At 67.3% G+C, this 24,930-nt stretch carries 24 protein-coding genes and 1 tRNA gene; 12 read left to right on the top strand and 13 right to left on the bottom strand.

Translation table 11 applies throughout. The features are described from left to right. Positions 1 to 1,956 (bottom strand): sigma-54-dependent Fis family transcriptional regulator, encoded by a 1,956-nt coding sequence (locus tag ACAV_RS17070; RefSeq protein ID WP_013595836.1) that lies wholly within the window; start codon positions 1,954 to 1,956, stop codon positions 1 to 3. 332 nt (positions 1,957 to 2,288) lie between these two features. Here ACAV_RS17070 and ACAV_RS17065 point away from each other — a divergent pair, with 332 nt between their 5' ends. The 3 genes from ACAV_RS17065 (at position 2,289) to ACAV_RS17055 (ending at position 5,595) form a co-directional block, all read left to right on the top strand. Further along, positions 2,289 to 4,091 carry an NAD(P)/FAD-dependent oxidoreductase gene (locus ACAV_RS17065; protein WP_013595835.1) on the top strand — a complete coding sequence of 601 codons (1,803 nt, stop codon included), beginning with the start codon at positions 2,289 to 2,291 and terminating at the stop codon, positions 4,089 to 4,091. 86 nt (positions 4,092 to 4,177) lie between these two features. Further along, complete coding sequence (locus tag ACAV_RS17060; RefSeq protein ID WP_013595834.1) at positions 4,178 to 5,245, top strand: 2,3-butanediol dehydrogenase; 1,068 nt, start codon at positions 4,178 to 4,180, stop codon at positions 5,243 to 5,245. A 134-nt stretch (positions 5,246 to 5,379) separates the two neighbouring features. Further along, positions 5,380 to 5,595, top strand: a complete 216-nt coding sequence (locus ACAV_RS17055; protein ID WP_013595833.1) for a DUF3606 domain-containing protein — start codon at positions 5,380 to 5,382, stop codon at positions 5,593 to 5,595. A gap of 5 nt (positions 5,596 to 5,600) precedes the next feature. Here the strand turns inward: ACAV_RS17055 and ACAV_RS17050 are convergent, their stop codons facing one another. Then, positions 5,601 to 6,206 (bottom strand): NAD(P)H-dependent oxidoreductase, encoded by a 606-nt coding sequence (locus tag ACAV_RS17050; protein WP_013595832.1) that lies wholly within the window; start codon positions 6,204 to 6,206, stop codon positions 5,601 to 5,603. A gap of 72 nt (positions 6,207 to 6,278) precedes the next feature. Here ACAV_RS17050 and ACAV_RS17045 point away from each other — a divergent pair, with 72 nt between their 5' ends. Beyond that, positions 6,279 to 6,887, top strand: coding sequence for a TetR/AcrR family transcriptional regulator (locus ACAV_RS17045; RefSeq protein ID WP_013595831.1), 609 nt, complete (start codon positions 6,279 to 6,281; stop codon positions 6,885 to 6,887). Positions 6,888 to 6,935: 48 nt separating this feature from the next. Here the strand turns inward: ACAV_RS17045 and ACAV_RS17040 are convergent, their stop codons facing one another. The 3 genes from ACAV_RS17040 to ACAV_RS17030 form a co-directional block, all read right to left on the bottom strand. Next, positions 6,936 to 7,997, bottom strand: coding sequence for a hypothetical protein (locus tag ACAV_RS17040; RefSeq protein ID WP_013595830.1), 1,062 nt, complete (start codon positions 7,995 to 7,997; stop codon positions 6,936 to 6,938). A 330-nt stretch (positions 7,998 to 8,327) separates the two neighbouring features. Next, positions 8,328 to 9,653 (bottom strand): omega-aminotransferase AptA, encoded by a 1,326-nt coding sequence (gene aptA, locus ACAV_RS17035; protein ID WP_013595829.1) that lies wholly within the window; start codon positions 9,651 to 9,653, stop codon positions 8,328 to 8,330. 96 nt (positions 9,654 to 9,749) lie between these two features. Further along, positions 9,750 to 10,625, bottom strand: coding sequence for a GntR family transcriptional regulator (locus tag ACAV_RS17030; protein ID WP_013595828.1), 876 nt, complete (start codon positions 10,623 to 10,625; stop codon positions 9,750 to 9,752). Positions 10,626 to 10,706: 81 nt separating this feature from the next. Between ACAV_RS17030 and ACAV_RS17025 the strand changes: the two genes are divergently transcribed. The 8 genes from ACAV_RS17025 (at position 10,707) to ACAV_RS24685 (ending at position 18,105) form a co-directional block, all read left to right on the top strand. Continuing rightward, positions 10,707 to 11,867 carry a C45 family autoproteolytic acyltransferase/hydrolase gene (locus ACAV_RS17025; RefSeq protein WP_013595827.1) on the top strand — a complete coding sequence of 387 codons (1,161 nt, stop codon included), beginning with the start codon at positions 10,707 to 10,709 and terminating at the stop codon, positions 11,865 to 11,867. 38 nt (positions 11,868 to 11,905) lie between these two features. After that, complete coding sequence (locus tag ACAV_RS17020; protein WP_013595826.1) at positions 11,906 to 13,477, top strand: ABC transporter substrate-binding protein; 1,572 nt, start codon at positions 11,906 to 11,908, stop codon at positions 13,475 to 13,477. Positions 13,478 to 13,519: 42 nt separating this feature from the next. Then, entirely contained in the window at positions 13,520 to 14,476 is a 957-nt protein-coding gene (locus ACAV_RS17015; RefSeq protein WP_013595825.1) for an ABC transporter permease, read from the top strand. Beyond that, a complete protein-coding gene (locus tag ACAV_RS17010; RefSeq protein WP_013595824.1) occupies positions 14,473 to 15,306 on the top strand; it encodes an ABC transporter permease in 834 nt (277 codons plus the stop codon). Before ACAV_RS17015 ends, ACAV_RS17010 begins: the two co-directional genes overlap by 4 nt. Before the next feature lie 38 nt (positions 15,307 to 15,344). After that, on the top strand, positions 15,345 to 16,976 hold the full coding sequence (locus ACAV_RS17005; protein WP_041828805.1) for a dipeptide ABC transporter ATP-binding protein: 1,632 nt from the start codon (positions 15,345 to 15,347) through the stop codon (positions 16,974 to 16,976). A gap of 98 nt (positions 16,977 to 17,074) precedes the next feature. Then, positions 17,075 to 17,464 (top strand): ester cyclase, encoded by a 390-nt coding sequence (locus ACAV_RS17000; RefSeq protein WP_013595822.1) that lies wholly within the window; start codon positions 17,075 to 17,077, stop codon positions 17,462 to 17,464. 103 nt (positions 17,465 to 17,567) lie between these two features. After that, complete coding sequence (locus ACAV_RS16995; protein WP_013595820.1) at positions 17,568 to 17,840, top strand: hypothetical protein; 273 nt, start codon at positions 17,568 to 17,570, stop codon at positions 17,838 to 17,840. Between the two features lie 112 nt (positions 17,841 to 17,952). Continuing rightward, entirely contained in the window at positions 17,953 to 18,105 is a 153-nt protein-coding gene (locus ACAV_RS24685; protein WP_013595818.1) for a hypothetical protein, read from the top strand. A gap of 38 nt (positions 18,106 to 18,143) precedes the next feature. Here the strand turns inward: ACAV_RS24685 and ACAV_RS24160 are convergent, their stop codons facing one another. The 8 genes from ACAV_RS24160 to ureC form a co-directional block, all read right to left on the bottom strand. Then, complete coding sequence (locus tag ACAV_RS24160) at positions 18,144 to 19,310, bottom strand: FRG domain-containing protein (protein WP_013595817.1); 1,167 nt, start codon at positions 19,308 to 19,310, stop codon at positions 18,144 to 18,146. A gap of 20 nt (positions 19,311 to 19,330) precedes the next feature. After that, on the bottom strand, positions 19,331 to 20,143 hold the full coding sequence (locus ACAV_RS16990) for a tyrosine-type recombinase/integrase (RefSeq protein WP_049791124.1): 813 nt from the start codon (positions 20,141 to 20,143) through the stop codon (positions 19,331 to 19,333). A 123-nt stretch (positions 20,144 to 20,266) separates the two neighbouring features. After that, positions 20,267 to 20,354, bottom strand: a tRNA-Ser gene (locus tag ACAV_RS16985). Between the two features lie 42 nt (positions 20,355 to 20,396). Next, positions 20,397 to 21,089, bottom strand: coding sequence for an urease accessory protein UreG (ureG, locus tag ACAV_RS16980; RefSeq protein WP_013595815.1), 693 nt, complete (start codon positions 21,087 to 21,089; stop codon positions 20,397 to 20,399). Then, on the bottom strand, positions 21,086 to 21,784 hold the full coding sequence (locus ACAV_RS16975) for an urease accessory protein UreF (protein ID WP_013595814.1): 699 nt from the start codon (positions 21,782 to 21,784) through the stop codon (positions 21,086 to 21,088). Before ACAV_RS16975 ends, ureG begins: the two co-directional genes overlap by 4 nt. 64 nt (positions 21,785 to 21,848) lie before the next feature. Then, entirely contained in the window at positions 21,849 to 22,550 is a 702-nt protein-coding gene (ureE, locus tag ACAV_RS16970) for an urease accessory protein UreE (protein ID WP_013595813.1), read from the bottom strand. 97 nt (positions 22,551 to 22,647) lie between these two features. After that, a complete protein-coding gene (locus ACAV_RS16965; RefSeq protein WP_013595812.1) occupies positions 22,648 to 23,148 on the bottom strand; it encodes a GNAT family N-acetyltransferase in 501 nt (166 codons plus the stop codon). A gap of 8 nt (positions 23,149 to 23,156) precedes the next feature. Continuing rightward, positions 23,157 to 24,875 (bottom strand): urease subunit alpha, encoded by a 1,719-nt coding sequence (ureC, locus tag ACAV_RS16960; RefSeq protein ID WP_013595811.1) that lies wholly within the window; start codon positions 24,873 to 24,875, stop codon positions 23,157 to 23,159. Between the last annotated feature and the right edge of the window lie 55 nt (positions 24,876 to 24,930).

Genomic DNA, 24,930 nt, shown 5'->3' with positions numbered 1-24,930 from the left:
CTATGACCCGCGCCAGCGGGCATGCCGCACGCCCAGGTGCAGCTGCTGGATGCGGCGGTGGATGGTGGAGCGGCTGACGCCGAGCTGGCGCGCGGCCTCCGAGACGTTGCCCTGGCATTGTTCGAGCAATTGCTCCAGCGCCTGCGCGGCGGACCCGCTGGCGGGGTGTGCCGGGGCGGTCCCGGGTGGCGTGCTGTCCGCCGCCAGCAGCGCATCGGGCAGGTGTCCGGGCCCGATGGTGCCGTCGCCATCCTCCCCGCACAGGGCCGCGGCATAGCGCAGCGCGTTGTGCAGCTCGCGCAGGTTGCCGGGCCAGGCATGCGCGGCCAGCACGGCGCGGGCGGCGTCGCCCAGGTGCAGGTGGCTGCCCAGGGAGGCCAGCATCCGGTCGGCGATCACCTGCAGGTCGCTGCGCTGGCGCAGCGCAGGCAACTGCAGTTCGGCGGCGTTGAGGCGGTAGAGCAGGTCTTCGCGGAAGCTGCCGCGCCGCGCCAGTTCGGCCAGCGGCCGGTGCGAGGCCGAGATGAAGCGCACGGACACCGCCCGCGGCGCGCGGGCGCCCAGCGGGGTGATTTCGGATTCGGACAGCACTCGCAGCAGCTTGGCCTGCAGGGCCGGCGGCATGTCGCCGATCTCGTCGAGAAACAGCGTGCCTTCGTGCGCCGCGGCGATCAGCCCCTCGCGGCCCCTGGCGGCTGCGCCGGTCCAGGTGCCGGGCAGGTAGCCGAACAGTTCGCTTTCCAGCAGCGCCTCGGGAATGGCTGCGCAGTTGATGGCGATGAAGGCGCCGCTGCGGCCGCTGGCGGCATGCAGCGCGCGGGCCAGGTATTCCTTGCCCGCGCCGGTCTCACCCTGCACCAGGATGGGCAGCATCTGCGGCGCGAGCCGGGCCGCCTTGCGCAGCAGCGCCTGCAGTGCCGCATCGCCCGTGTCCAGCGCCTGGAGCGCCGGAGGCAGCGGCGGCTCGGCCTGCGTGCCCTGCGCGCGCAGCTGGCGTGTGCGGCGCTGCGGCTCCATGGCATGGGCGAAGAGGATGCTGCCGTCGCGGGCGCGGATGATGCGCTCCTGCGCCGGGCGGTGGCGGCGCAGCTCGGGCAGGTGGCGCAAATCCACGTCGAAAAATCGCTCCAGCGGCTGCCCGATGAGCGTCCGGCGCTGGCGCCAGTCCAGTTGGGCTGCGGCTGTCAGCAGGCGGGCGCCTGCGTGGGTCATGGCGCGGATGCGGCCGCGCGCATCCACGCTGATCGAGGCGTCGGGATCGACATCGAGAAAGTCGGGTGACTGTGCCAGGCGCACCACCCAGTCCTGCCCGGACTGCGCCATCAGGTTGGCATGCTCCACGCGCCGCGCTGCGGCCACGACGAGGTTGAGCGCCAGGTTCTGGCTGGCCCGCTCGGCGGGCGAGCGCAGCAGCGACAGGTCGAGCACCGCCGCCAGTTCGCCGCGCAGATCGTAGATGGGCGCGGCCGTGCAGGACAGGCGCGTGTGCGTGAAATCAAAATGGTCGCTCTGGTGTACGGTCAGCGCCTCGCCCGTCTCCAGGCAGGCGCCCACGGCCGAGGTGCCGGAGTGTTCCTCGCGCCATTGCGCACCCAGGTACAGGCCTGCGCGGCGCAGGTCGCCAGCGTCCGCCTCGTGCCCGAGGAAGTCCACCGCCACGCCGTGCCGGTCCGCCAGCAGCAGCACGTAGTCCAGGCCCTTGAGCTGCTGGTACAGCCGCTCCAGCGCATGGCGGGCGATGTGGATCAGCGGCCCGGATTCCTCGCGGTGCGCGCGCAGTTCGCCATCGGGAACGATGTGGGCTTCGCTGGTCTGCGCCGGGTCGAGCCGGTGGTGGTCGATGCAGCGGCGCCAGCTGCGCAGCACGGCGCGGTCGCGGTCCTGGCTGCCCGTGGGGTAGCCCGAGCCGAAGGCTTCGATTTCCTGGACGTGCGAGGCGTAGGACTGCAGAGGCATGGCGTGGAGTCGATGCGGTCTTGGAACGTGCCGTGGGCGATTGTGTGCCCGGGGCCGTGCCTCACCCATCGAGATTTACCCATTGCTACTGCTGCGCTGCAGCACGCGGGGTGCGACAGGTGTCGCACGGTGCGCCGCCTGTCGCGTGCGGCCACCACCGCCGGCAGGGCAGGGAGCAAGGGGTTTGTACCAGGGGCGCGCTGCCAACCCGTTGATTTGCCTGGCATCCGGCGCCGGCCAGCGGTGCCCGGCATGGCTGGCATGGCGGTTGCCTTGAACCGTACCGCCCGGAAAAAAACCAGCGGGCATGACCACCATCCAAGGAGACAACGATGACCGATACGACGGCTGCAGCCCGCGCCCAGGCGCTGCTCGACCGACTCAACCGCGCTTTGGCGGACCGCGACTTCACGGCCGCGAGCCGCCTGTTCGCCGAGGAGTGCTACTGGCGCGACCTCGTGCTGCTCACCTGGAACATCAAGACCCTGGAAGGGCAGGGCCAGATCGCCGACATGCTGGCCGCGCAGCTGGACGCCGCCGCGCCCGTGCGCTTTGCGCTGGACGAGCGCGAGACGGTGGAGGAAGCCGACGGCGTGCTGTCCGCCTGGATCGTGGTCGACACGCGGCATGCGCGCGGCGGCGGCCACGTGCGCATCCGGGACGGGCGCATCTGGACGCTGCTGACGGCCGCCCAGGAGCTGAAGGGGTATGAGGAACCCCTGGGCACGCGCCGCCCGATAGGGGCCGAGCACGGCATCCGGCGCGGCCGCCAGACCTGGCTGGAGCGCCGCCGCCAGGAGGCCGAGGAACTGGGCCGCGAGAAGCAGCCCTTCGTGCTGGTCATCGGCGGAGGGCAGGGCGGCATCGCGCTGGGCGCGCGGCTGCGCCAGCTGGGCGTATCGCACATCGTCATCGACCGCCACGCGCGCCCGGGCGACCAATGGCGCAACCGCTACAAGTCGCTGTGCCTTCACGATCCCGTCTGGTACGACCACCTGCCGTACCTGCCCTTCCCGGACAACTGGCCCGTGTTCGCGCCCAAGGACAAGATCGGCGACTGGCTGGAGATGTACACCCGGGTGATGGAGGTGAACTACTGGCCGTCCACCAACTGCCTGAACGCCCGCTTCGATGAAGACAGGCAGGAGTGGGAAGTCACCGTGGAGCGCGATGGCGAGACGCTGGTGCTGCGCCCGAAGCACCTGGTGTTCGCCACCGGCATGTCCGGCAAGGCCAACGTGCCCAAGATCCAGGGCCAGGACGTCTTCCAGGGCGAGCAGCAGCACTCGTCGCAGCACCCCGGCCCGGACGCCTATGCGGGCAAGAAGGTGGTGGTGATCGGCGCCAACAATTCCGCGCACGATATCTGCGCCGCCCTGTGGGAGCACGGCGCCGACGTGACCATGGTGCAGCGCTCGTCCACGCACATCGTGCGCTCCGAATCGCTGATGGAGATCGGCCTGGGCGACCTGTATTCGGAGCGTGCCCTGGCCAACGGCGTGACGACCAAGAAGGCGGACCTGATCTTCGCCTCGCTGCCCTACCGCATCATGGCCGACTTCCAGGTGCCGGTGTACGACCGCATCCGCGAGCGCGATGCGGAGTTCTACCGCAAGCTCGAAGCGACCGGCTTCATGCTGGACTTCGGCGACGACGACTCGGGCCTGTTCATGAAGTACCTGCGCCGTGCCTCGGGCTACTACATCGACGTGGGCGCCTGCGACCTGGTGATCGACGGCAGCATCAAGCTGCAGGCGGGCAAGGAGATCAGCCACCTCTCGGAAAACGCCGTGGTGCTGGAGGACGGCACCGAGCTGCCGGCGGACCTGGTGGTCTATGCGACCGGCTACGGCTCCATGAACGGCTGGGTGGCGGACCTGATCAGCCAGGAGGTGGCGGACAAGGTGGGCAAGGTCTGGGGCCTGGGCTCGGACACGACCAAGGACCCGGGCCCGTGGGAGGGCGAGCAGCGCAACATGTGGAAGCCCACGCAGCAGGAGGCCCTGTGGTTCCACGGCGGCAACCTGCACCAGTCCCGCCACTACTCGCTGTACCTGGCGCTGCAGCTCAAGGCGCGCCAGGAAGGCCTGCCCGTGCAGGTCTATGGCCTGCAGCAGGTGCACCACTTGCGCTGACGCAAGGGCCGGATGGGCCCACCGGATCAAGATGGACGGCAGTGTGCCGTCCTGTCCCCCCACCTGACACATCAGAAAGTCGAATCATGAAAGCAGCACGTTTCCACGGCCGTGGCGATATCCGCATCGAAGACATTCCCGAACCCGTGGTGGAGCCCGGCACCGTGGGCATCGAAGTGGCCTGGTGCGGCATCTGCGGCACCGACCTGCACGAGTTCATGGAAGGGCCGATCTTCATCCCGCCCTGCGGCCATCCGCACCCCATCTCGGGCGAATCCGCCCCCGTCACCATGGGCCATGAATTCTCCGGCGTGGTCTATGCCGTGGGCGAAGGGGTGACAGACATCCAGGTCGGCCAGCACGTCGTGGTGGAGCCCTACATCGTGGCCGACGACGTGCCCACGGGCCCGGGCGACCACTACCACCTGTCGAAGAACATGAACTTTATCGGCCTGGGCGGGCGCGGTGGCGGCCTGTCCGAAAGGATCGCCGTCAAGCGCCGCTGGGTGCATCCCATCTCCGACGCCATTCCGCTGGACCAGGCCGCGCTGATCGAGCCGCTCTCGGTGGGCCACCATGCCTTCACCCGCAGCGGCGCCAAGGCCGGCGACGTGGCGCTGGTGGGCGGGGCCGGCCCCATCGGCCTGCTGCTGTCGGCCATCCTGAAGGCCAAGGGCCTCACGGTGATCGTCACCGAGCTGAGTGGCAAGCGAAAGCAGAAGGCGCGCGAATCCGGCGTGGCCGACCACATCCTCGACCCCTCCGAGGTGGACGTGGTGGCCGAGGTGATGCGGCTCACCGGCGACCAGGGCGTGGACGTGGCGTTCGAATGCTCCAGCGTCAACAAGGTGCTCGACACCCTCGTGGCCGTAACCAGGCCCACGGGCGTGGTGGTGATCGTCTCCATCTGGAGCCACCCGGCCACCATCAACGTGCACAGCGTGGTGATGAAGGAACTGGACGTGCGCGGCACCATTGCCTACTGCAACGACCACCAGGAAACCATCAAGCTCGTCGAGCAGGGCAAGATCAACCTGGAGCCCTTCATCACCCAGCGCATCCAGCTGGAGGACCTGGTGGCCAAGGGGTTCGACACGCTGATCCACAACAATGAATCGGCGGTGAAGATCATCGTGCAGCCGCGGCTGAAGTAGGGGGCAGGCTACAGTGCGGCGGCCGCGGCAGGTCGCCGGACCGAGACCACATCGGTGCATCGGCCTACATCGGTGGTACCCGGGGCCACTTACTCTTGGATCTCGCCGTGCCGCCAACCAGACCAGGAGTGAACATGCAGTCATCCGCAGCCAAGCCAGACCTCGTGAACCTCGAAGATCCCGATTCCGTCGCGCGATGGGTCCGGGAACTGGACACGACCGAGAGCCAGTTGAGAGATGCCGTCGCCCAGGTGGGCACGAAGGGCGCCGATGTCGAAATGCACCTCAAGGGCGCGCGCAGCTCCACCAATGAAGACCGCATGAAACAGGCGCCTGCTGCGGGGCAATAACTGCTCTATGCGCCACCTGTCCCGTGCCGTGCGAAAGCATTCCGGCCCAGCTCCCGCGCCGTGGCGACGTGGGATGCAGCGCTCTCGCCATCGATGCCATACAGGATCGTGGAAGTGACCACCCTGGCGCCGCAGTAGTCGAAGATGCCGTGATCGATCTGCGTGCGCAGCGCCTTGTCGTAGCCATGCCGTGCATACGTTCCCTCGTCCGCGGCGCCGATCCCGACCAGGTGGACCGCGAGACGCCCGAGTCGCTTCTCGATGGCGCCTTCCGGGGTTTCTGAATACGCCCAGCCGTTGGAGAAAACGCGGTCGATCCAGCCTTTGAGCTGCCCTGGGAACGACCACCAATAGACAGGGTACACCAGCACCAGCGCATCGGACCGGTCGATGCGCTGCTGCTCGCGCAGGACGTCGGGCGGAGCGGATGCCTTCATGAAGAACGTGGCCCGGTCTGCCGGGTTGAATGCGGGCTGGAACCCCTCTGCCGCAATGTCTGCGAGTTCAGTGGTGTGCTGGCCGATCGCTTCAACGCCCCCGGCAAACGAGCGCGCGACAGCGTGGGTGAGCGATTGGGGATCGGGGTGGCTGACGACGATGAGGGCATGCATGGAACATCCTTGTGGTGCAATTAAACTACTGTTCGTATATTAGCACTGCAAATTACTTTTGGTAGGTTATCCATGTCAAGCCAGCCGAAGACGCCCGATGCGGGCCGCGAGATCAAGCGGCGCCTTCCCAAGGAGGCCCGGCAGCGCCAGCTGCTGGATGTCGCGTGGTCCATCGTTCGCAGCGAAGGCAGCGATGCGCTCACGCTGGGCTACCTGGCCGAGCGCGCGGGCGTGACGAAGCCCGTTGTCTATGACCATTTCGGGGCGCGCAACGGCTTGCTGGCAGCGCTCTACGAGGAGTACGACAGCAGGCAGCACGCATTGCTGGACGAGGCCCTTGCCGCCTGCGCCAGGACGCTTCCAGCGGTCGCCCAGGTCATCGCCGCGAGCTACGTCGGGTGCGTCATGGCCATGGGCCGGGAAATGCCGGGCGTGAGCGCGGCGCTGGCGGGCTCACCGGAGCTGGAGGCCTTGAAGAAGGCGCATGAAACCCTCTTCATGGACAAGTGCCGCCGCGCGCTCGCGCCTTTTGCGAAAAAACCTTTGAAGCAGGCTGCCATGCGCGCCATGCTGGGGGTGGCCGAAGCGGTGTCCTTCGCGGCGCTGGCAGGGGAGGTGGACCCCGTGGACGCAGAGGAGGAGATCTACGACGCGATCCGGCGGATCGTGCGCAGGGGGTAACAAGCCCCCCGCGCTGCGCCGCGCGCGAGGGGCTTTTTCAGCTTTGCCTCAATTCGGGAAGGTAACGCCGACCAGCGGACTGCGCAGGCTGGCCGCGTTGCGCGCCGACAGCGTGTAGCTGCTGCTGTCGTCGGTCGAGAGGTCGCTCACGAAGAAGAAGCCTTGCGCGGCACGCTGGTTCATGGCGGCCAGCTTCTGGTCCGTGGTCTGCTGCAGGTTGACGGCGCTCAGGTCGTATTCGACGGGACCGTTCTGCGCCGAGCTCTTCTCGAAGACCTGCGCGATGGCGCCGCCCTGCAGCGAGAACGCGCCCAGGTAGAACCCGCCCTGCGCGCCCTGTTCGTTCAGCCGCTGGCGCAACGCGTCGCCGCTGGCCATGCCGCCGGAGCCGGACACGGGGATCACGGTGTAGGAATAGGTGGTGGCGCTGGAGTCCTTGGCGTAGAGGTTGAAGCTGTCCTGGCCCGCGCCGATCGGGCCGACCAGCCGGAAGCCCCGTGCGCCCTCGGCGTTCAGCTGGGCCTGGAAGGCATCGCTGCCCAGGCTGCCGGAGATGGCCTGCCGCTCGTAGGAATAGGTGGCGCCGCGCGCCGCGTCGCGCACGGTCAACAGGCTGATGCCCGGGCCGTCGCCGGACATGTAGGGCCCCTTGAAGACGAAGCCGCGTGCGCCCTGCTGGTTGAGCTGGGCCACCAGGCCATCGCCCGATTCGGCCTGCGCCACCGTCTCATAGGTCAGCCGCGAGTTGCTGTGCGCGGTGTCGGTCACATAGAAGTCGTTCTGCGCGCTGCCCCCCGTCACCATGGCCGACAGGTAGGCATAGCCGCGCGAGCCCTGGTCGTTCATGGCGGCCAGCAGCGCAGCACCGGAGGCTGCGGGCTGGGCGATGTACTGCCCGGTGACCTGGGCCGGAGTGGTGCCGCCACCGCCATTGCCACCTCCGCCCCCACCGTTGCCGCCGCCATTTCCGCCACCGTCCACGCCTCCACCGCCCCCGCCATTTCCGCCGCCTCCGAAGACGTCGCCGCCACCACCGCCGCCTCCGCAGGCGGCCAGGCAGGCAGTCAGGGCAAGGGCCGCAGCGCGGCGGGTCATGGCAAGAGCATTCATGGAAATCCTTGGGTTGCTGAGTGAGGAAAATTATTTGCGCCAGGCCCGAGCGGAGCTCACCCCACCAGCGCATGGTTTTTGTTTCACGCTGTAGCCCTGTGGATTCGCTGTGCGTCCTGCCGAAGGCCTGAAGACCCAACGCGCACGAGTTTGCGAGCCCGTGGGTGCCTACACTCGCTGACACTTTCTGCGCGATGTCTGCGGCATGTCGTGCGACGTCATGCCGACTGAAAGGCAGTCACTTGCGGGGCACCACGTCTGCCGTGCGCGTGCCCTGGGCGGGAACCCGGGCGCCGTCGATCCAGGCGCTCCCGTGTTCCTGCATGGTGCTCAGGCGATGCTCTGCAGGGCCGTGCGGATGCAGCCGGCGATCTCGCCGATCTGCGCCTCGCTGATCACCAGCGGAGGCGAAAGCACCAGCGTATCGCCCGAGTTGCGCACCAGGACGCCGGACTCGAAGCAGGCCAGGTGCGCTGCCTGGGCGCGCGCGCCAGCGGCACCCGCGCGCGGCGCCAGTTCCACGGCGCCCAGCAGGCCGATGTTGCGCACGTCCACCACGTGCGGGGCATCGCGCAGGCCGTGCAATGCGGCCTGCCATACCGGGGCGATGGCCTGCACGCGCGCAGCCAGGCCCAGTTCTTCGTGCACCTCCAGCGTGGCCAGGCCGGCTGCGCAGGCCAGCGGGTGGGCCGAGTAGGTGTAGCCGTGGAACAGTTCGATTCCATCGGCCGGCCCCTGCATGAAAGCCTCGTACACGCTGTTGCCCACGATCACCCCGCCCATGGGCACGGCCCCGTTGGTCATGCCCTTGGCGCAGGACATCAGGTCGGGCGTGACGCCGAAGGCCTGGGCCGCGAACGGCGCGCCCACGCGCGAGAAGCCGGTGATCACCTCGTCGAAGATCAGCAGGATGCCGTGCTGCGTGCACAGCTCTCGCAGGCGCTGCAGGTAACCCACGGGTGGCGGGTACACGCCGCCCGAGCCGGTGACGGGCTCGACGATCACCGCCGCGATGGTGGCCGGGTCGTGCACCACGAACAGCTGCTCCAGTGCATTGGCGTAGTGCGCGCCCGTGGCGGGCTGGCCGCGCGAGAAGCGGGCGTCGGCATCGTAGGGCAGGGGCAGGTGGGCGGTGTCGGGCAGCAGCGGGCCGAAGTCGCGCTTGTGGCGCCCGAGGCCCGCCACCGAGAGGCCGCCGAAGCCCATGCCGTGGTAGCCCTTGGCGCGGCCCACCAGCAGGGTGCGGCGCGCATCGCCGCGCGCCTGGTGGTATGCGCGGGCGATCTTGAGCGCCGTGTCCACTGCCTCCGAGCCCGAGTTGGTGAAGAACACGTGGTCCATGCCCTCGGGCGCCAGATCGGCAATGCGCCGGGCCAGGGTGAAGGCGTCCGGGTGGCTCATCTTGAACGACGACACGAAGTCCATGCGGCCCGCCGCCTCGCGGATCGCCTCGGTGATGCGCGGCTGCCCATGGCCCGCATTGCAGCACCACAGGCCTGCCATGGCGTCCAGCACCTGGCGGCCGTCACCGGCGGTGTAGTGCATGCCCTGTGCAGCGGTGAACAGCATGGGCTGCTGCTGGAACTGGCGCTGGGCGGTGAAGGGGAGCCAGAAGGCGGTGTCGTTGGATGTGCGGGAATGGGGGGCAGAGGTCATGGGGCTCTCGGTGGGGGTTGCGACCCTTGTTATTATGTTTTTTGTTAAAACAAAAATCAAATTGCAACGCTGCACGCGAGGTCGAGGTTTCCGCCTTCAGGTCTTGGGTGGTGGCCTCAGGCGGCTGGCCACTTGGAGGTGGCGCAGCATCAGCAAGGCGGCCAGTTCCTGGTCTCCGGCCTGCATGCGGTCCAGCATCTCCAGGTGCTCGCGGCAGTTCACCTCCATGCGCTCGCGGCCGTACTTCCAGTCGTAGTTGGACAGGCGGCGCAGCCGGTTCTGGCGCTGGATGTCCATGTGGAAGAAGCGATTGCCCGAAGCGGCGGCGACCCCTTCGTGGAAGGCCGCATTCATCTCGAAGAAGGCGATGCTCGACGAGTCCTCTGTCAGATGGCGCAGAAACTCCTCGTGCTGGTGGCGCATGTCCTGCGCCCAGGCCGGCGGCAGCGCAAAGCCGGGCTCCCGGATGGCCGCAGGCTCGATCACCATGCGGTAGCGGTAGCTTTCGTTGCGCACGCTGGCGTCCCAGGCCCCGGTGGAGAAGCGCCAGCCATAGCCCAGCTTGGGCTCGATGGCGCCCAGATCGGCCAGGCGTTCCAGTGCGTTGCGGATGGCAGGGCGGGCCAGGCCGTAGGCCTCCATCAGTTCCTTTTCCGACACGTACTCGCCCAGGTTGCCGCGCTGGCGGTCGAAGGCAATGCGGCGCAGCAAGTGGTCGCTGTCTTCGGCCGGCTCGCGCGCGGCCGAGGGCAGGGGCGGCACGCGCAGCAGCTCCACGCCGCGGTGCGGCTTGCGCTCGGTGAAGCCCTGTTGCGCCAGGTGGTCGAGCGCGGCGCGCACGGGAGTGCGCGAGACGCCCAGGCGCTCGGCGAGCTGGTTCTCATTGAGCCGCGCGCCCGCCGTCAGGCCGTCCTCGTGGATGAGGCGGCTGATGCGGTCTGCCAGTTCGAGATGCAGGGGGGTAGAAACCATGATTGGAAAATATTGATGTTTTTTATTCCACAAAATACAATTTATTCATCGATCGCCTGATCGCTTACTCCACTCTTCGCCATGGACCAGACCTTTCCCTGGGGCACCGACCAGCCCATTCCCTCCTGCCCCCTGATCGAGATCAGCGGCGCACCGCGCGAGCGGGGCCGCCAGTATGGCGAACAGGCCAGGGCCCGCATCCTGCGGGGCATCGAACATTACTCCTCCCAGCTCGAAGCCAGCAAACTCGGCTGGCCCGAGATCGGCACGCTGGTGAAGACCTTCGAGCCCACCATCGAGGCCTTCGAGGCGGCCTACCTCGATGAGATGCGTGGCATTGCCGAAGGCGCCGGGGTCTCGTATGAAGCCGTGGTGATGCTCAATGCCCGTACCGAGATCCTGAAGCTCGCCGACCGCCGCCGCAAGGGCCAGCCCGCGCAGATCGATCCCGATGGCTGCACGGGCGTGGTCGCCATGCCCGATGCAACTGCCTCGGGCCGCGTCATCCATGCCCAGAACTGGGACTGGAAGGCCGAGTGCGCCGAGACGGCCATCGTGCTGCGCGTGCTGCGCGAGGACGGCCCCGACATCCTGACCTTCACCGAGGCCGGAGGCCTGGCCCGTTCGGGCATGAATGCTGCGGGCATTTCCATCACCGCCAACTACCTGGAGTCCGACCGTGACTACCGCCAGCTCGGCGTCCCCCTCGCGCTGCTGCGCCGCAAGGCCCTGGAGCAGGTGCAGCTGGCCCTGGCCATGCGCATCGTCTACTGCACACCCAAGTCGGCTTCCAACAACGTGATGGTCTCGCATGCGACCGGGGTTGCCGTCGACTTCGAGTGCGCGCCCGACGAGACCTTCCAGGTCCACCCCGAGCGTGGCGTCATCGTGCATGCCAACCACTTCCAGAGCCCCATCGCGCTGGGCAAGGTCCGCGACATGGGCGTCGTGAACACCCCCGACTCGCTGTACCGCGACCTGCGCGTGCGCGCGCTGGTGGAGCCGCACATTGGCGCGCTGACGCGCGAGCACATCAAGGCCGCGCTGTTCGACGATTTCCAGTCGCCCTGGTCGGTGTGCCGCCCGCCGCGCCCCAACAGCAGCAGCAACCTCTCGGCCACCGTGGCCATGGTGGTGATGGAGCCCGCCCTGGGCGAGATGGAGGTAGCCATGCTGCCCGCGCTCAGCCGCAGCTTCCAGACCTACAGCCTGGACCTGGAGCGCCAGCTGGCGCTGGCCTGACGCTGCCTCTGCCTGCCCCACGAAGAAAGGACCCCGAGATGACTGTTGCCCCCTCGCGCTGGCTGTCCAGTGGGCTGGCCTTGCTGGCCGGCCTGTGCTTCGTCGCCCATGCCCAGCCGCAGCCCGACACGCTGCGCATCCGGCTGAACGCCGACATCCGCTCGACCGACCCCGGCATCAACCGCGACAACAATACCGACGCGGTGATGATGCATGTGGTCGAAGGCCTGGTGGCCTACCGCGAGGATGCGTCCGTGGCGCCGCTGCTGGCCCAGTCGGTCAGCACCTCGGCCGACGGCAAGACCTACACCTTCAAGCTGCGCCAGGGCGTCAGGTTCCACAACGGCGCGCCGCTGACGGCCGACGACGTCCTCTTCGCCTGGAACCGCTACATGGCACCGGCCAACAACTGGCGCTGCCTGGCCGAGTTCGACGGGCGCGGCCTGGCCAAGGTGGTCAAGGTGGAGGCGCCCGACGCGGCCACCGTGGTCTATACGCTGGACAAACCCTCGGCCCTGTTCCTGGTCACGCTGGCGCGTGTGGACTGCGGCGGCACCGGCATCTACCACCGCAGCTCGCTCGACGCCGATGGCAAGTGGCGCGAGCCCGTGGCCACCGGCCCCTACAAGCTGGGCGAGTGGAAGCGCGGCCAGTACATCGAGCTCTTGCGCAACGACGCCTACGCCGCGCTGCCCGGCCCGCGCGACGGCAACACCGGCGCCAGGATCGCCGAGACGCCCAAGGTGCGCTTCATCATCATCCCCGATGCCTCGGCCGCCAAGGCCGCGCTGTTCTCGGGCGGCATCGACCTGAACTACGACATCAACGACGAAGACACGGCCGAGTACAAGGGCCGCAAGGACATCCTCATGGAAACCCAGGCCTCCATGAACGTGCAGGGCCTGCTGTTCCAGACGCGCGACCCGCTGCTCAAGGACGCGCGCATCCGCCGCGCCATCGCGCTGGCATTGGACATGCCCGAGCTGGTGGCCGCCGTCACCTCGGGCAATGCGCCACCGAGCCGCTCGATCGTGCCCACGCCCAGCGCCTTCTACAAGAAGCCGCAGGCCGCGGTGCCCGCGCGCAACCTGGCGCAGGCCAGGAAGCTGCTGGCCGAGGCCGGCTACAAGGGCGAAACCATCAAGATCCTGGCCACCAGGCGCTACAACAGCGTCTTCAACATCGCCGTGCTGACCCAGGCCATGGTGCAGGAGGCCGGCATCAAGGCCGAGGTCGAGGTGCTCGACTGGGCCACGCTGCTGGACCGCTACAACAAGGGCAACTACCAGGCCATGGCGTTCACCTTCTCGGCACGGATGGACCCCGCCCTGTCGTACGAGATGGTCACGGGCTCCAAGGACAAGCAGCCGCGCAAGGTGTGGGACGACCCGCAGGCCCACGAACTGCTGGCCAGGAGCATGGAGATCACCGACACGGCCCAGCGCCAGGCGCTGTTCGACAAGCTCGAAGCCCGCATGCGCGAAGACGTGCCCGCGATCTTCATGTACTCGGCCGTGAACACCAGTGCTGCCCGTTCGTATGCCAAAGGCTACAAGGGCTGGGCGCTGGGCACGCCGCGTGCATGGGGTGTGTCGCTGCGCACGCCGTGACCGGCATGGCGTAGCTGAACCGACGATCCAATGACAACCGCCATGGGTTCTTCCTTTCCAGCCTATCTGGGCCGGCGCCTGCTGTGGACGCTGCCGACCCTGTTCCTCGTGAGCCTGATGGTCTTCGTGCTCATGCGCCTGGTGCCGGGCGATCCGGCGCTGCTCATCCTGGGGGACGGCGCCACGCCCGGGCAACTGGCCGACCTGCATGCGCAGTTCGGTCTCGACCGGCCCATCCCCGTGCAGTTCACGCTCTGGCTCGGCCGGGTGCTGCAGGGCGACCTGGGCCATTCCATCACCAGCGGAGAGGCCGTGCTGCCGCTGCTGCTCGAACGCTTCCAGGTGAGCGCTGCCATCGTGCTCGTGGCCGTGGCCCTGGCCGCGCTGCTGGCAGTGCCCGCGGGCCTGCTGGCCGCGTGGAAGCAGAACAGCGTGCTCGACACCATGGTGGTGGCCGCCGCCACCTTCTTCCTGTCCATACCGAGCTTCTGGCTGGGATTGCTGCTGCTTCTTTTCGTCGGGCTCAAGCTCGGGCTGGTGCCGGTGGTGGGCTACGTGCCCTTCAGCGAGGACTGGCGCTCGGCGCTCAGCTTCCTCATCCTGCCGACCATCACGCTGGCGCTGATCGAACTGGGCATCCTCACCCGCATGGCGCGCGCCAGCGCCGTGGAGGTACTGCGCCTGGAGTACGTGACGCATGCGCGGGCCAAGGGCCTTGCCGAGCGCCGCGTGCTGCTGCGCCATGTGCTGCCCAATGCCTTCGCTCCCACCTGGACCATGATCGGACTGGTGCTGGGCAACCTGTTGGGCGGCATCGCCGTGCTGGAGACGGTGTTCACGCTGCCCGGCCTGGGCCGCCTGCTGGTGGATGCGATCTTCGCGCGCGACTACCCCGTCGTGCAGGGCTGCCTGCTGTTCATGGCCGCCATCTACGTGCTGGTCAACCTCGTGGTGGACCTGTGCTACCCCTTGTTCGATCCCCGGGTGTCCGCATCATGATGATCCAGCGCCTGATGAAACGCCTGCGCGCCAATGCCCTGGTCGGCGGCCTGCTGGTCGGCCTGGTCGGAGCCATGGCGCTGCTGTCCATTGTCTGGACACCCTACAACCCCATGGGGGTGGCCCTGCGCCAGCGCCTGCAGCCACCCTCGGGCGCCTACCTGCTGGGCACCGACGAGTTCGGCCGCGACATCCTTTCGCGCCTGATGGCCGGAGCGGGCACCAGCCTGGTGGTGGCCGCGCTCACGGTGGCCCTGGCCCTGGTACTGGGCGTGTTGATCGGCCTGGTGGCCGGCTACTTCCGCGGCTGGCTCGATAGGGTACTGATGGTCTTCAACGATGCCCTGCTGGCCTTTCCCGGCATTTTGCTGGCCCTGGGGGTGATGGTCATCGTGGGCGCCAACCAATGGGGCATCATCGTAGCGCTGGGCCTGGCCTATGCGCCCACGGCGGTGCGCGTGGTGCGCGGCTCGGTGCTTTCGCTGCGCGAGAAGGAGTACATCGAGGCCTCGGAGGTGATCGGTAACTCGGGCCTGCGCACGGTGTTCGCGCACATCCTGCCCAACTGCGTGGCGCCCCTGGTGGTGCTGGCCACGTCGATGTTCGGCTGGGTCATCCTGGCCGAAAGCGCGCTCAGCTTCCTGGGCCTGGGCGTTCCGCCGCCAGCGCCCACCTGGGGCAACATGCTGGCCTCGGGCCGGCCCTACATCGAGACCGCCGCCTGGCTGGGCATTGCGCCCGGCGCCTGCATCGCAATCACCCTGCTCGGCGTGAACCTGCTGGGCGATGCGCTGCGCGACTGGCTCGACCCGCGCATGGAGCACCGCTGATGCGCCCCTCGATTCCTACCGTGGCGGAAAGAAACGACATGACGACGACCGAGAAGAACCCGCCGCCGCTGCTGCTGTCTGTGCGCGAACTCACCGTGCACGGCCCGCTGGAGCGCCCGCTGCTCGATGCCGTCTCCTTCGATGTGCCTGCCGGCGGCGTGGTGGCCCTGGTGGGCGAATCGGGCAGCGGCAAGACCATGGCGGGGCGTGCCGTGCTCGGCCTGCTGCCGCCCCAGGTGCGCCAGAGCGGCGGCCGCGTGCTGCTGCAGGGCCGCGACGTGGGCACGCTGCCGGCCCCGTCGCTGCGTGCGCTGCGCGGCTGCGATGTGGGCATGGTGTTCCAGGAGCCTATGGTGTCGCTCAACCCGGCCATGACCATCGCCGAGCAGTTGTTCGAGGGCCTGCGCCTGCACGAGAAGGTGACCACGGCCCAGGCACGCGAGCGCGCCATCGCCATGCTGCGCCGCGTGCAGATCGCCGATCCCGAACGCTGCCTGGCCTCTTACCCGCACCAATTCTCGGGGGGCATGCGCCAGCGCATCATGCTGGCCTCGGTCATGCTGCTCAAGCCGCGCCTGCTGATCGCCGACGAACCCACCACGGCGCTCGATTCGCTGAGCCAGCGCGAGGTGATGGAGATCATGGCCGAACTTACGCGCACCGAGGGCACGGCCGTACTGCTCATCACGCACGACCTGGGGCTGGTGGCCCGCTATGCGCAGTCCGTGGTGGTGCTGGAAAAGGGCCGCCTGGTCGAGTCCGGCCCCGTGCGCAGCGTGCTCACTGCACCGCGCGAGACCTACACGAAGAGCCTGATCGATGCCTTGCCCCAGCGCAGCGCCCCGCGCCCTGCGCGGCCGGCGCAGGCGCCGCTGATCGAGGCGAGGGATGTGCAGGTGAGCTTTCCGGGCACTCGCCAGGGCTGGCTGTCCAAGTCCGTGCCCAAGCTGGCGGTGCGCGGTGTATCGCTGGCCATCCAGCCGGGCGAGGTGGTGGCGGTGGTGGGCGGATCGGGCTCGGGCAAGACCACGCTGGGCCGCGCCATGATCGGCCTGCTGCCCATCGCGGGCGGCGAAGTGTGCTTTCGTGGCACGCCGCTGGGAGGGGGCCATGCCGCGGGCCGGCGCGAATTCCGCCTGGCCTGCCAGCTGGTGTTCCAGGACCCGTATTCTTCGCTGGATCCACGGCAGCGCGTGCGCGACATCGTGGCCGAACCGCTGCGCCACGGCCCGCCGCTCACGCAGGGCGCGCTGCAGGTCACGGTGGATGCCATGCTGGCCGAGGTGGGCCTGGCAGGGTTTGGCGAGCGCTTTCCGCATGCGCTCTCGGGCGGCCAGCGCCAGCGCGTGGCGATTGCGCGCGCCCTGGTGCGCAAGCCCGCCTTCGTGGTGGCCGACGAGCCCGTGTCGGCCCTGGACATGACCATCCAGAAGCAGGTGCTGGAGCTTTTCAGGCGCCTGCAGGCCGAGCGCGGCTTCGGCTGCCTGTTCATCTCGCACAACCTGGCCGTGGTGTCCGAGATCGCCGACCGCATCGTCGTGATGGCAAACGGCCGCATCATCGAAGAAGGCAGCGTGGCCGACATCTTCGACCGGCCGCAGCAGCCCTACACGCGCGAGCTGCTGGAGGCGGCGACGACCAGTGATTTGCTGGCAGAGTTGAGGATGTAGATGCGTTCGCCCAAGTCATCTTGAGCCCGCCGGGACGCCATGCGATCCGGTGCGAAGATGGATCAGTGAGATGAACGAAAACGCTTTGGAGAGCGCAATTGCAGGCGACCCGCATCAAAGACTTCTACCTCGCATACATCGCCTGCCTCAACGCGCAGGACTGGTCCCGGCTGGGCGACTTCGTTCACGCCGACGTGCACCACAACCACCGCCCGCTCGGCCTGGCGGGCTATCGGGCGATGCTGGAAAACGACTTCGCCACGATTCCGGATCTTCGCTACGAAGTGGAGTTGCTGGTCGCCGATGTGGATTGTGTGGGGAGCCGGCTGGGGTTCAACTGCTCGCCCCAGGGCGAGTTCCTGGGCCTGCCGGTGAATGGCAAGAGGGTCGTGTTTTCGGAGAACGTGTTCTACGAACTGCGCGATGGCAAGATCGCCCGGGTCTGGTCCGTTATCGACAAGTCGGCGATTGAAGCGCAACTTGCATGAGCTGGAGTGATGCCCTGGCCGCAGCGCGCTCCGAGCAGGGCCGCATCCGGGGCGGCGTGCCGAAGAAGAAAAACCACATCCTGCGAAGGCGCCGGCTGCACGGATGAGCGTATGTACAAAGAGCATCATCAGCCTGCGCAACGCCAACATCCACAGCGACGGACACCCGGCCGCGAGGGACAAGTACGGATGCGTGCTGCCCGAGGGGCACGACGGCCCGCACGAGTTCGTGGCGGAGGACGGTCGCCACTGGCTGTTGGAAACCGACCTCGGCTGCAACTGCGCCCACTGTGAGCGCTGCGAGGGCGACTACTGCACCGGATACTGGCTCAAACCCGCCGCTGTCGGCGCGCTGCTGATCGGCGGTGCAGCATGAGCGCGGCCCACAACATCGAGGCGGTGGACAGCCGCCACGCAATCGCTCCGATTGATCCGCCCGCGGCCATGCTGTTCGTACAGGTGATTTCCGCATTCCAGGCGGGGGCCTGATGAAGAAATTGATTTTCAACAAAGCCCAGCTATTGGAAGAGCTCGGCATAGTGGAAAACACCCTTCGCGCACTAATCGAGCAGCGCGGGTTTCCCCGCACGCGCAAGATGGGCGCGAAGCCCTTCTGGCTCGTTTCTGACGTGTTGAACTGACTGCGAGGGTGCCCAACTGCATGGGGTCAATCAGACGTTTAATTTACCGGCTTCGTACTGATAGGAATGGGTGCGGGGTCGCTACTGCCCTCTGCGGGTAACAAATTGGCGAACATCATTTGATGTTTCAGTGTCCTACACACCCCATCCAGACCAGGGAAAAGTGTTGCCGGGGTGATTCCCATGTACGCGAGGTCTTCCAGCGCTTCACGAGCGCAGTCTATAGGAATGTCAGCGGCGAGCAAATATGGCCGGGTACTAGTGACTTGCCAATAGCAAATTGCCTCTTCAATTTCCTCAACGTTTGTCACCATGAACCTTCCTTGCTGAGCATGCAGGCGCGGATTGTGGCGAGCTGAAATCGATAGCATAGATATATAAGGCACCATGCTAGCTATGTTTATAACGTACGGACTAGTGATTTTTAGGAACTCACGGGTGAGGCAATAGACACGAACATGAGTGGCATCAATTCTAGAGTTCTCCAGAGCGTCTGAAAAAGCAAAAAAAGCTGCGATGTACGGTGACATCGTCCAATCCAGAAGAGGGGTAGGGAGCCCATGATGTTGGGCCAATCCCAGAAGAATTCCGTATTCGTCGCCATCGCGCATATTAAAGCGTAAACCAGTTACAGCTTCTGCGTGAAGGCGAAAATCTTGTAAAGTGTTCTCCGTGTAGCGCTCCAGTCTCGCTCTATTTTGACGATGGAATGTGGTAGAGAGTTTGAACTTGTTGCTACCATGACCCCGAAAAAGTTGGGCACCGTATTCTTTTTTGACTCGCGTGGCCCAGTTGGTGAACTCATCCCAAGTATTGCATTTGCTGAGCTTAACGGTTGCTCCGGATTTCCTTGGAGCCCACTCTGCCGTCCCTCGATCCCAATTGGCCCCCTCCCATACCGCGGTCATAGATGTATCGGGGTGGCGGATTAAGGTTCCTCGATAACTTAAAAAGTCAGTCAGCTCCTTGCCGGTTAGTTGCTTTATGAAAATACTCCCATATTGCGAATCAGTGTCAAGCATAACCCGAGGGGTCATTTTGGCTTGATTGCCTTCCCAATCAAGCTCCACTATGATCATCCGGGGATTATTGAGGGGGTATTCCCACCAGTGAATTGCAGCTTCTGTTTTTAAATCAGAATCAATGCATATCATCGAATCTAGAATTCGGTCTTGGGTGTGAATTTTTCCAAGAAGCTGCGTCATGTGTGGCCTTCTTTAAATTCCTACAATCGTTTTTCATTCGAGATGCGCGTTGCGAAATCTGCCCGGTCCTGCATGATGACACCACGCTTCTCCAGCATATCCCGCGCCGGTCCACGGCAGGGTGGTGCCTCGGGAGCCACCTTCGACGGGTCGGCCAGGATGTGTTCCAACTGTCCGCGCCATCGCGTTGGATTCGTGCCCGTGCGGTAACCATGGGCGGTTGCCCAGTCCAGAATCTGTTCGATGCGGCCTCGCAGCCGGGTCGCGGTTTCCGTCTTCACCTTCCAGATCGGTGCCAGCGCGCGCAGCACCCGAGCTTGATCCATCTCCGAAACGGGGACGTGGCCGAAGTGGGGTGAAGCGTAGGTGGCGAGAGTGCTGCGCCACTGTTGGGTGTGCTTGAGGCTGCGCCATATCGATTCGTGCTCGCGGATGTATTCGGCGGCGGCCTCGTCGAAAGGCACCCGCTGGGCCGCGGCGAGCCGCACCGTCTCGCGCTCGGCATCACGCATTACGAGCGGATCTTTACCCGAGTCGCGCAGCTTGAGCGCGGCCCGTGCGTCATCGCGGGACGCCGCGAGCGAAACGCCGGGGTAGCTGCCCAAACCCATGCGCCGGCGGGCACGCGCGAAAACGTACCGCAGAACCCAAGAGCGGGAGCCGCCTTCGATCCGTAGGTACAGCCCACTCGCGCCGCCCACGGCGTGCGACCCCTCCGCCTTGAGCCGCGACACCTCTAACGCCGTCAGCTCGCGCGCACGCTTCGGCATCAGCGATTTCCGTAGGCCATCCAGTAGGTCAAAAATTGGAGTGCGCGTGATGAGCGGGTGCATGGCCGCTGCACGAATGCTGTATATAACACCATGCTATCAAGCGTAATCCGTTGATATTTCATGATCAATGCCGCCATCAGCGCGAAAAAAAGCGCCCTGACGAGGGCGCTTGTTTGGTGGGTCTGGCGGAGACTGTGAGATTCGAACTCACGGACGGTTGCCCGTCGGCAGTTTTCAAGACTGCTGGTTTAAACCGCTCACCCAAGTCTCCGCAGGCTGCAGGAGCCGCATTCTAGCCGCGTGGGGCAGCCCCTCAAGCCCGCCCCGCCTGCAGCAACCCCTTCTTCTCGATGAACTCGATCACTCCGTCCAGCCCCTGCTGCGTCTTCAGGTTGGTCATCACGAAGGGTTTGCTACCCCGCATGCGGCGCGTGTCGGCCTCCATCACGTCCAGGTTCGCACCCACGTGGGGTGCGAGGTCGGTCTTGTTGATGACGAAGAGATCGCTCTTGGTGATGCCGGGGCCGCCCTTGCGGGGGATCTTCTCGCCGGCGGCGACGTCGATCACGTAGATGGTGAGGTCGCTCAGCTCGGGGCTGAAGGTGGCGGCCAGGTTGTCGCCGCCGCTTTCGACGAAGACGATGTCGGCATCGGGGTACTGGGCCAGCATGCGGTCGATGGCCTCGAGGTTGATGGAGCAGTCCTCGCGGATGGCGGTGTGGGGGCAGCCGCCGGTTTCCACGCCCATGATGCGTTCGGCGGGCAGGGCGCCGCTGACGGTGAGCAGGCGCTGGTCTTCCTTGGTGTAGATGTCGTTGGTGATGGCGACGAGGTCGTATTGGTCGCGCATGGCCTTGCAGAGCATCTCCAGGATGGTGGTCTTGCCGGAGCCGACGGGGCCGCCGATGCCCACGCGCAGCGGGGGCAGGGGCTTGGTGCGGTTCGGGACGTGGTGCAGGGGCGAGGTGTTGGTGGTGGCGTTCATGTTCATGGTCATGGCGGTCATGAGCGGAAAAGGCGGGAATACTGCGTTTCATGCCGGGCCGAGAGCACGGCCAGCATGGGGGAGAAGGCCTGGCGCTCCGCGTCGCCCAGTTGCATGGCGTGGGCCACGGCGCCGGGGATGGCGGCGGCGAGCCGCGCGAGGATGCGCTGGCCGGCGCTCTGGCCCAGGGGCACGGCCTTGATGGCGGCCTGGACCATGTTCTCGGCCCAGCCGAAGGCGCAGGCGAGCAGCACGTCTTCGGAGCGTGCCTGGGTGCGCGCGGCGGCCAGGGCGAAGGCGACGGGATAGGTGGGTGGCAGGGCGGCGAGGCGCGCGACGTCGGCCAGGGCCTCCGGATCACCCGTGTGCTGGTTGCGCAGCCAGTCGGCGAGGGAGCGGCCCATCTGCTCGGTCTGCAGGCGCAACTCGCTGGTCTCGCGGGTGTGCAGCACCCAGTCGTTGAGGGCGCGCACGCGCTCCGCGTCGCCCGCGCGCCAGGCGGTGAGGGCCTGGTGGACGACGGCGAGGTCGCCGCGGGCCTGGGTGAGCATCAGCTGTTCCTGCAGCCAGGCGGCGGCCGTGGCTTCGGTGGTGACGCCCGCGCATTCGACGGCGATCTCCAGCCCTTCGGAGTACGAGAAACCGCCCACGGGCAGGGCGGGCGAAGCGAGCCAGATGAGCTGCAGCAGGCTGGCCGCGGGCAGGGCTTGTGGCATCGATGCCGGACCGGGCGCTGCAGGACCGGAAGGGGCGGAATCGGGTGCAGGCGCCATGCGCGCTTCAGCGGGCGAGGGAATGCGGATGGGCGTGGCCATGGTCCTGGCCGTGGTCATGGTGGTGGCCGCAGTCGTGATCGTGGTCGCAGCCTTCGGCTTCGTGGTCGTGCTCATGGCCTGGTGCGTGCGTGCCGTGGTCGTGGCTGTGCGCGTGCGCGTGGCCATGCCCATGGTCATGGCCGTGATCGTGCCCGTGGCTGTGGGCCGCATGTCCGTGGCCGTGTCCGTGCGCATGGCCGTGTCCGTGCCCGCCCGCGGCATACGCGCCGCCTTCGGGCTCGAAGGGCGCCTGCTGCTCGGTGACGATGAGGTGCATGGCGCGCAGCATGTCGGCGAGCACGTGGTCGGGCTCGATCTGAAGGTGGTCCGGGCGCAGCTCGATCGGCACGTGGCGGTTGCCGAGGTGGTAGGCGGCGCGGATGAGGTCGAAGGGCGTGCCGTGCTGCGTGCAGTGGGTGATGCGCAGCACGGCCTGGGGCGCGGCGAGCACGCGGACCATGCTGCCGTCCTCGGCCACGAGCACGTCGCCGCCGCGCACGACGGTGCCGCGGGGCAGGAAGACGCCCAGTTCGCGCCCGGTGGAATCGGTGGCGGCGAAGCGGCTTTTCTGGCGCACGTCCCAGTCGAGTTCGACGGTGGCGGCGCGCTTGAGCAGGACGGGGGCGAGGCCGTGGCCCTGGGGGAGGAGTTTGTTGGCGGTCAGCATGTCGGGGTCCTGGGCGGCGAAAACGCCATTCTGCGGCCTGGCGGCCCGTCCTGGGAGCGTGGGGCCGGCCGGCGGGCGCCTGGCGGATGCGTGTGCGTCAGAGCGCGCGTGTCATGAAGTGGCTGGCCGGGTCGGGGCCGTAGCTGCCGAACGGCGCGCAGTCCTCGAAGCCGTGGCGTGCATAGAGCGCGCGGGCCGGCGCGAAAAAGGGCTGGCTGCCCGTCTCCAGGCTGATGCGCGCGTGGCCTGCGGCGCGGGCCTCGGCAAGGGCGTGGGCCAGCATGCGGGCGGCGATGCCCTGGCCGCGCAGGGCGGCGGCCGTGCGCATCGACTTGAGTTCCGCATGGCCGGCGTCCAGCCGCTTGAGCGCGACGGTGCCGGCCAGTTGGTCGCCGTGCGGCGTTTCCAGCCAGGCGCTCCAGAAGCGGATTTCCGGGCGGCGCAGGCCGTCCAGGTCGAGCGCGTGCACGCTCTCGGGGGGCGAGACGCGGCGCATGTCGGCCAGGTGCTCCTCCAGGAAGACGGCGATGCGCGGGTCGCCCAGGTCGTCCAGGCGGATGCGCAGGGCGGCCGTGGCCGCGTCGGGGCGTGCGTCCATCGGCCGGCTCAGAAAAGGAAGTAGCGCTGCGCCAGCGGCAGCCGGGTGGCGGGTTCGCAGGTGAGCAGCTGGCCGTCGGCGCGCACGGTGTAGGTCTGCGCGTCGATCTCCATGCGCGGGGTGTAGCTGTTGTGCACCATGTGCTGCTTGCGCACGCCGCGGATGCCGCGCACGGCGCTGAGCTGCTTGGCCAGGCCGTAGCGCTCGCCCACGCCGGCCGCCATGGCCGCCTGCGAGACGAAGGTGAGCGAGGAGCGCTCCAGGGAGCCGCCGAAGGCACCGAACATGGGGCGGTAGTGCACGGGCTGGGGCGTGGGGATGGAGGCGTTGGGGTCGCCCATGGCGGCCAGGGCGATGCTGCCGCCCTTGAGGATCATCGCGGGCTTCACGCCGAAGAAGGCGGGCTTCCAGACCACGATGTCGGCCCACTTGCCGACCTCCAGGCTGCCCACGTCGTGGGAAATGCCGTGGGCGATCGCGGGGTTGATGGTGTACTTGGCGACGTAGCGCTTGATGCGGTGGTTGTCGTTGCGGGGGCCATCCTCGGGCAGGGCGCCGCGCTGCTGCTTCATCTTGTCGGCCGTCTGCCAGGTGCGCAGGATGACTTCGCCGACGCGGCCCATGGCCTGGCTGTCGCTGCTCATCATGCTGATGGCGCCCAGGTCGTGCAGGATGTCCTCGGCGGCGATGGTTTCCTTGCGGATGCGGCTCTCGGCGAAGGCCAGGTCTTCGGCGATGGAGGCGTCCAGGTGGTGGCACACCATGAGCATGTCCACGTGCTCGTCCAGCGTGTTGCGCGTGTAGGGCATGGTGGGGTTGGTGGAGGAGGGCAGGAAGTTGTCCTCGCCCACCACGCGCAGGATGTCCGGCGCATGGCCCCCGCCCGCGCCTTCGGTGTGGAAGGCGCAGATCCCGCGCCCGCCGACGGCGGCGATGGTGTTCTCGACGAAGCCGCTCTCGTTGAGGGTGTCGGAGTGGATCGCCACCTGCGTGTCGGTGGCATCGGCCACGTCCAGGCAGTTGCTGATGGCCGAGGGCGTGGTGCCCCAGTCCTCGTGCAGCTTGAGGCCGATCACGCCGGCCTCGATCTGCTCGTGCAGCGCGGCGGGCAGGCTGGCGTTGCCCTTGCCCAGGAAGCCGATGTTCATCGGGAAGGCGTCCGCCGCCTGCAGCATGCGCTCGATGTGCCAGGGGCCGGGGGTGGAGGTGGTGGCCAGGGTGCCGGTGGCCGGGCCGGTGCCGCCGCCGAGCATGGTGGTGACGCCGGAGGCCAGCGCCTCCTCGATCTGCTGGGGGCAGATGAAGTGGATGTGGCTGTCGATGCCTCCGGCGGTGACGATATTGCCTTCGCAGCTGATGATCTCGGTGCCGGGGCCGATGACGATGTCCACGCCGGGCTGGGTGTCCGGGTTGCCGGCCTTGCCGATGGCGGCGACGCGGCCGTCCTTCAGGCCGATATCGGCCTTGACGATGCCCCAGTGGTCGATGACGAGGGCGTTGGTGAGCACGGTGTCCATCGCCCCTTCGGCGCGGGTGCGCTGGCTCTGGGCCATGCCGTCGCGGATGGTCTTGCCGCCGCCGAACTTGACTTCCTCGCCGTAGCCGCCGGCGCGCAGGGTGAAGTCCTGCTCGACTTCGGCGACGAGGCCGGTGTCGGCCAGCCGCACGCGGTCGCCCACGGTGGGGCCGAACATTTCCGCGTAGGCGCGGCGGGATACGGTGGCCATGGTGTGGTCTTGCCTTTCCGGTGGCTGTGGGCGTGGTGCGTGAAGGGGCGGGGCG

Origin of the sequence: Paracidovorax avenae ATCC 19860 (assembly GCF_000176855.2) — a bacterium.
Lineage (GTDB): Bacteria > Pseudomonadota > Gammaproteobacteria > Burkholderiales > Burkholderiaceae_C > Paracidovorax > Paracidovorax avenae.
Note: the sequence above shows the minus strand (reverse complement) of the source record. Positions and strands in the feature narration are given on the sequence as shown.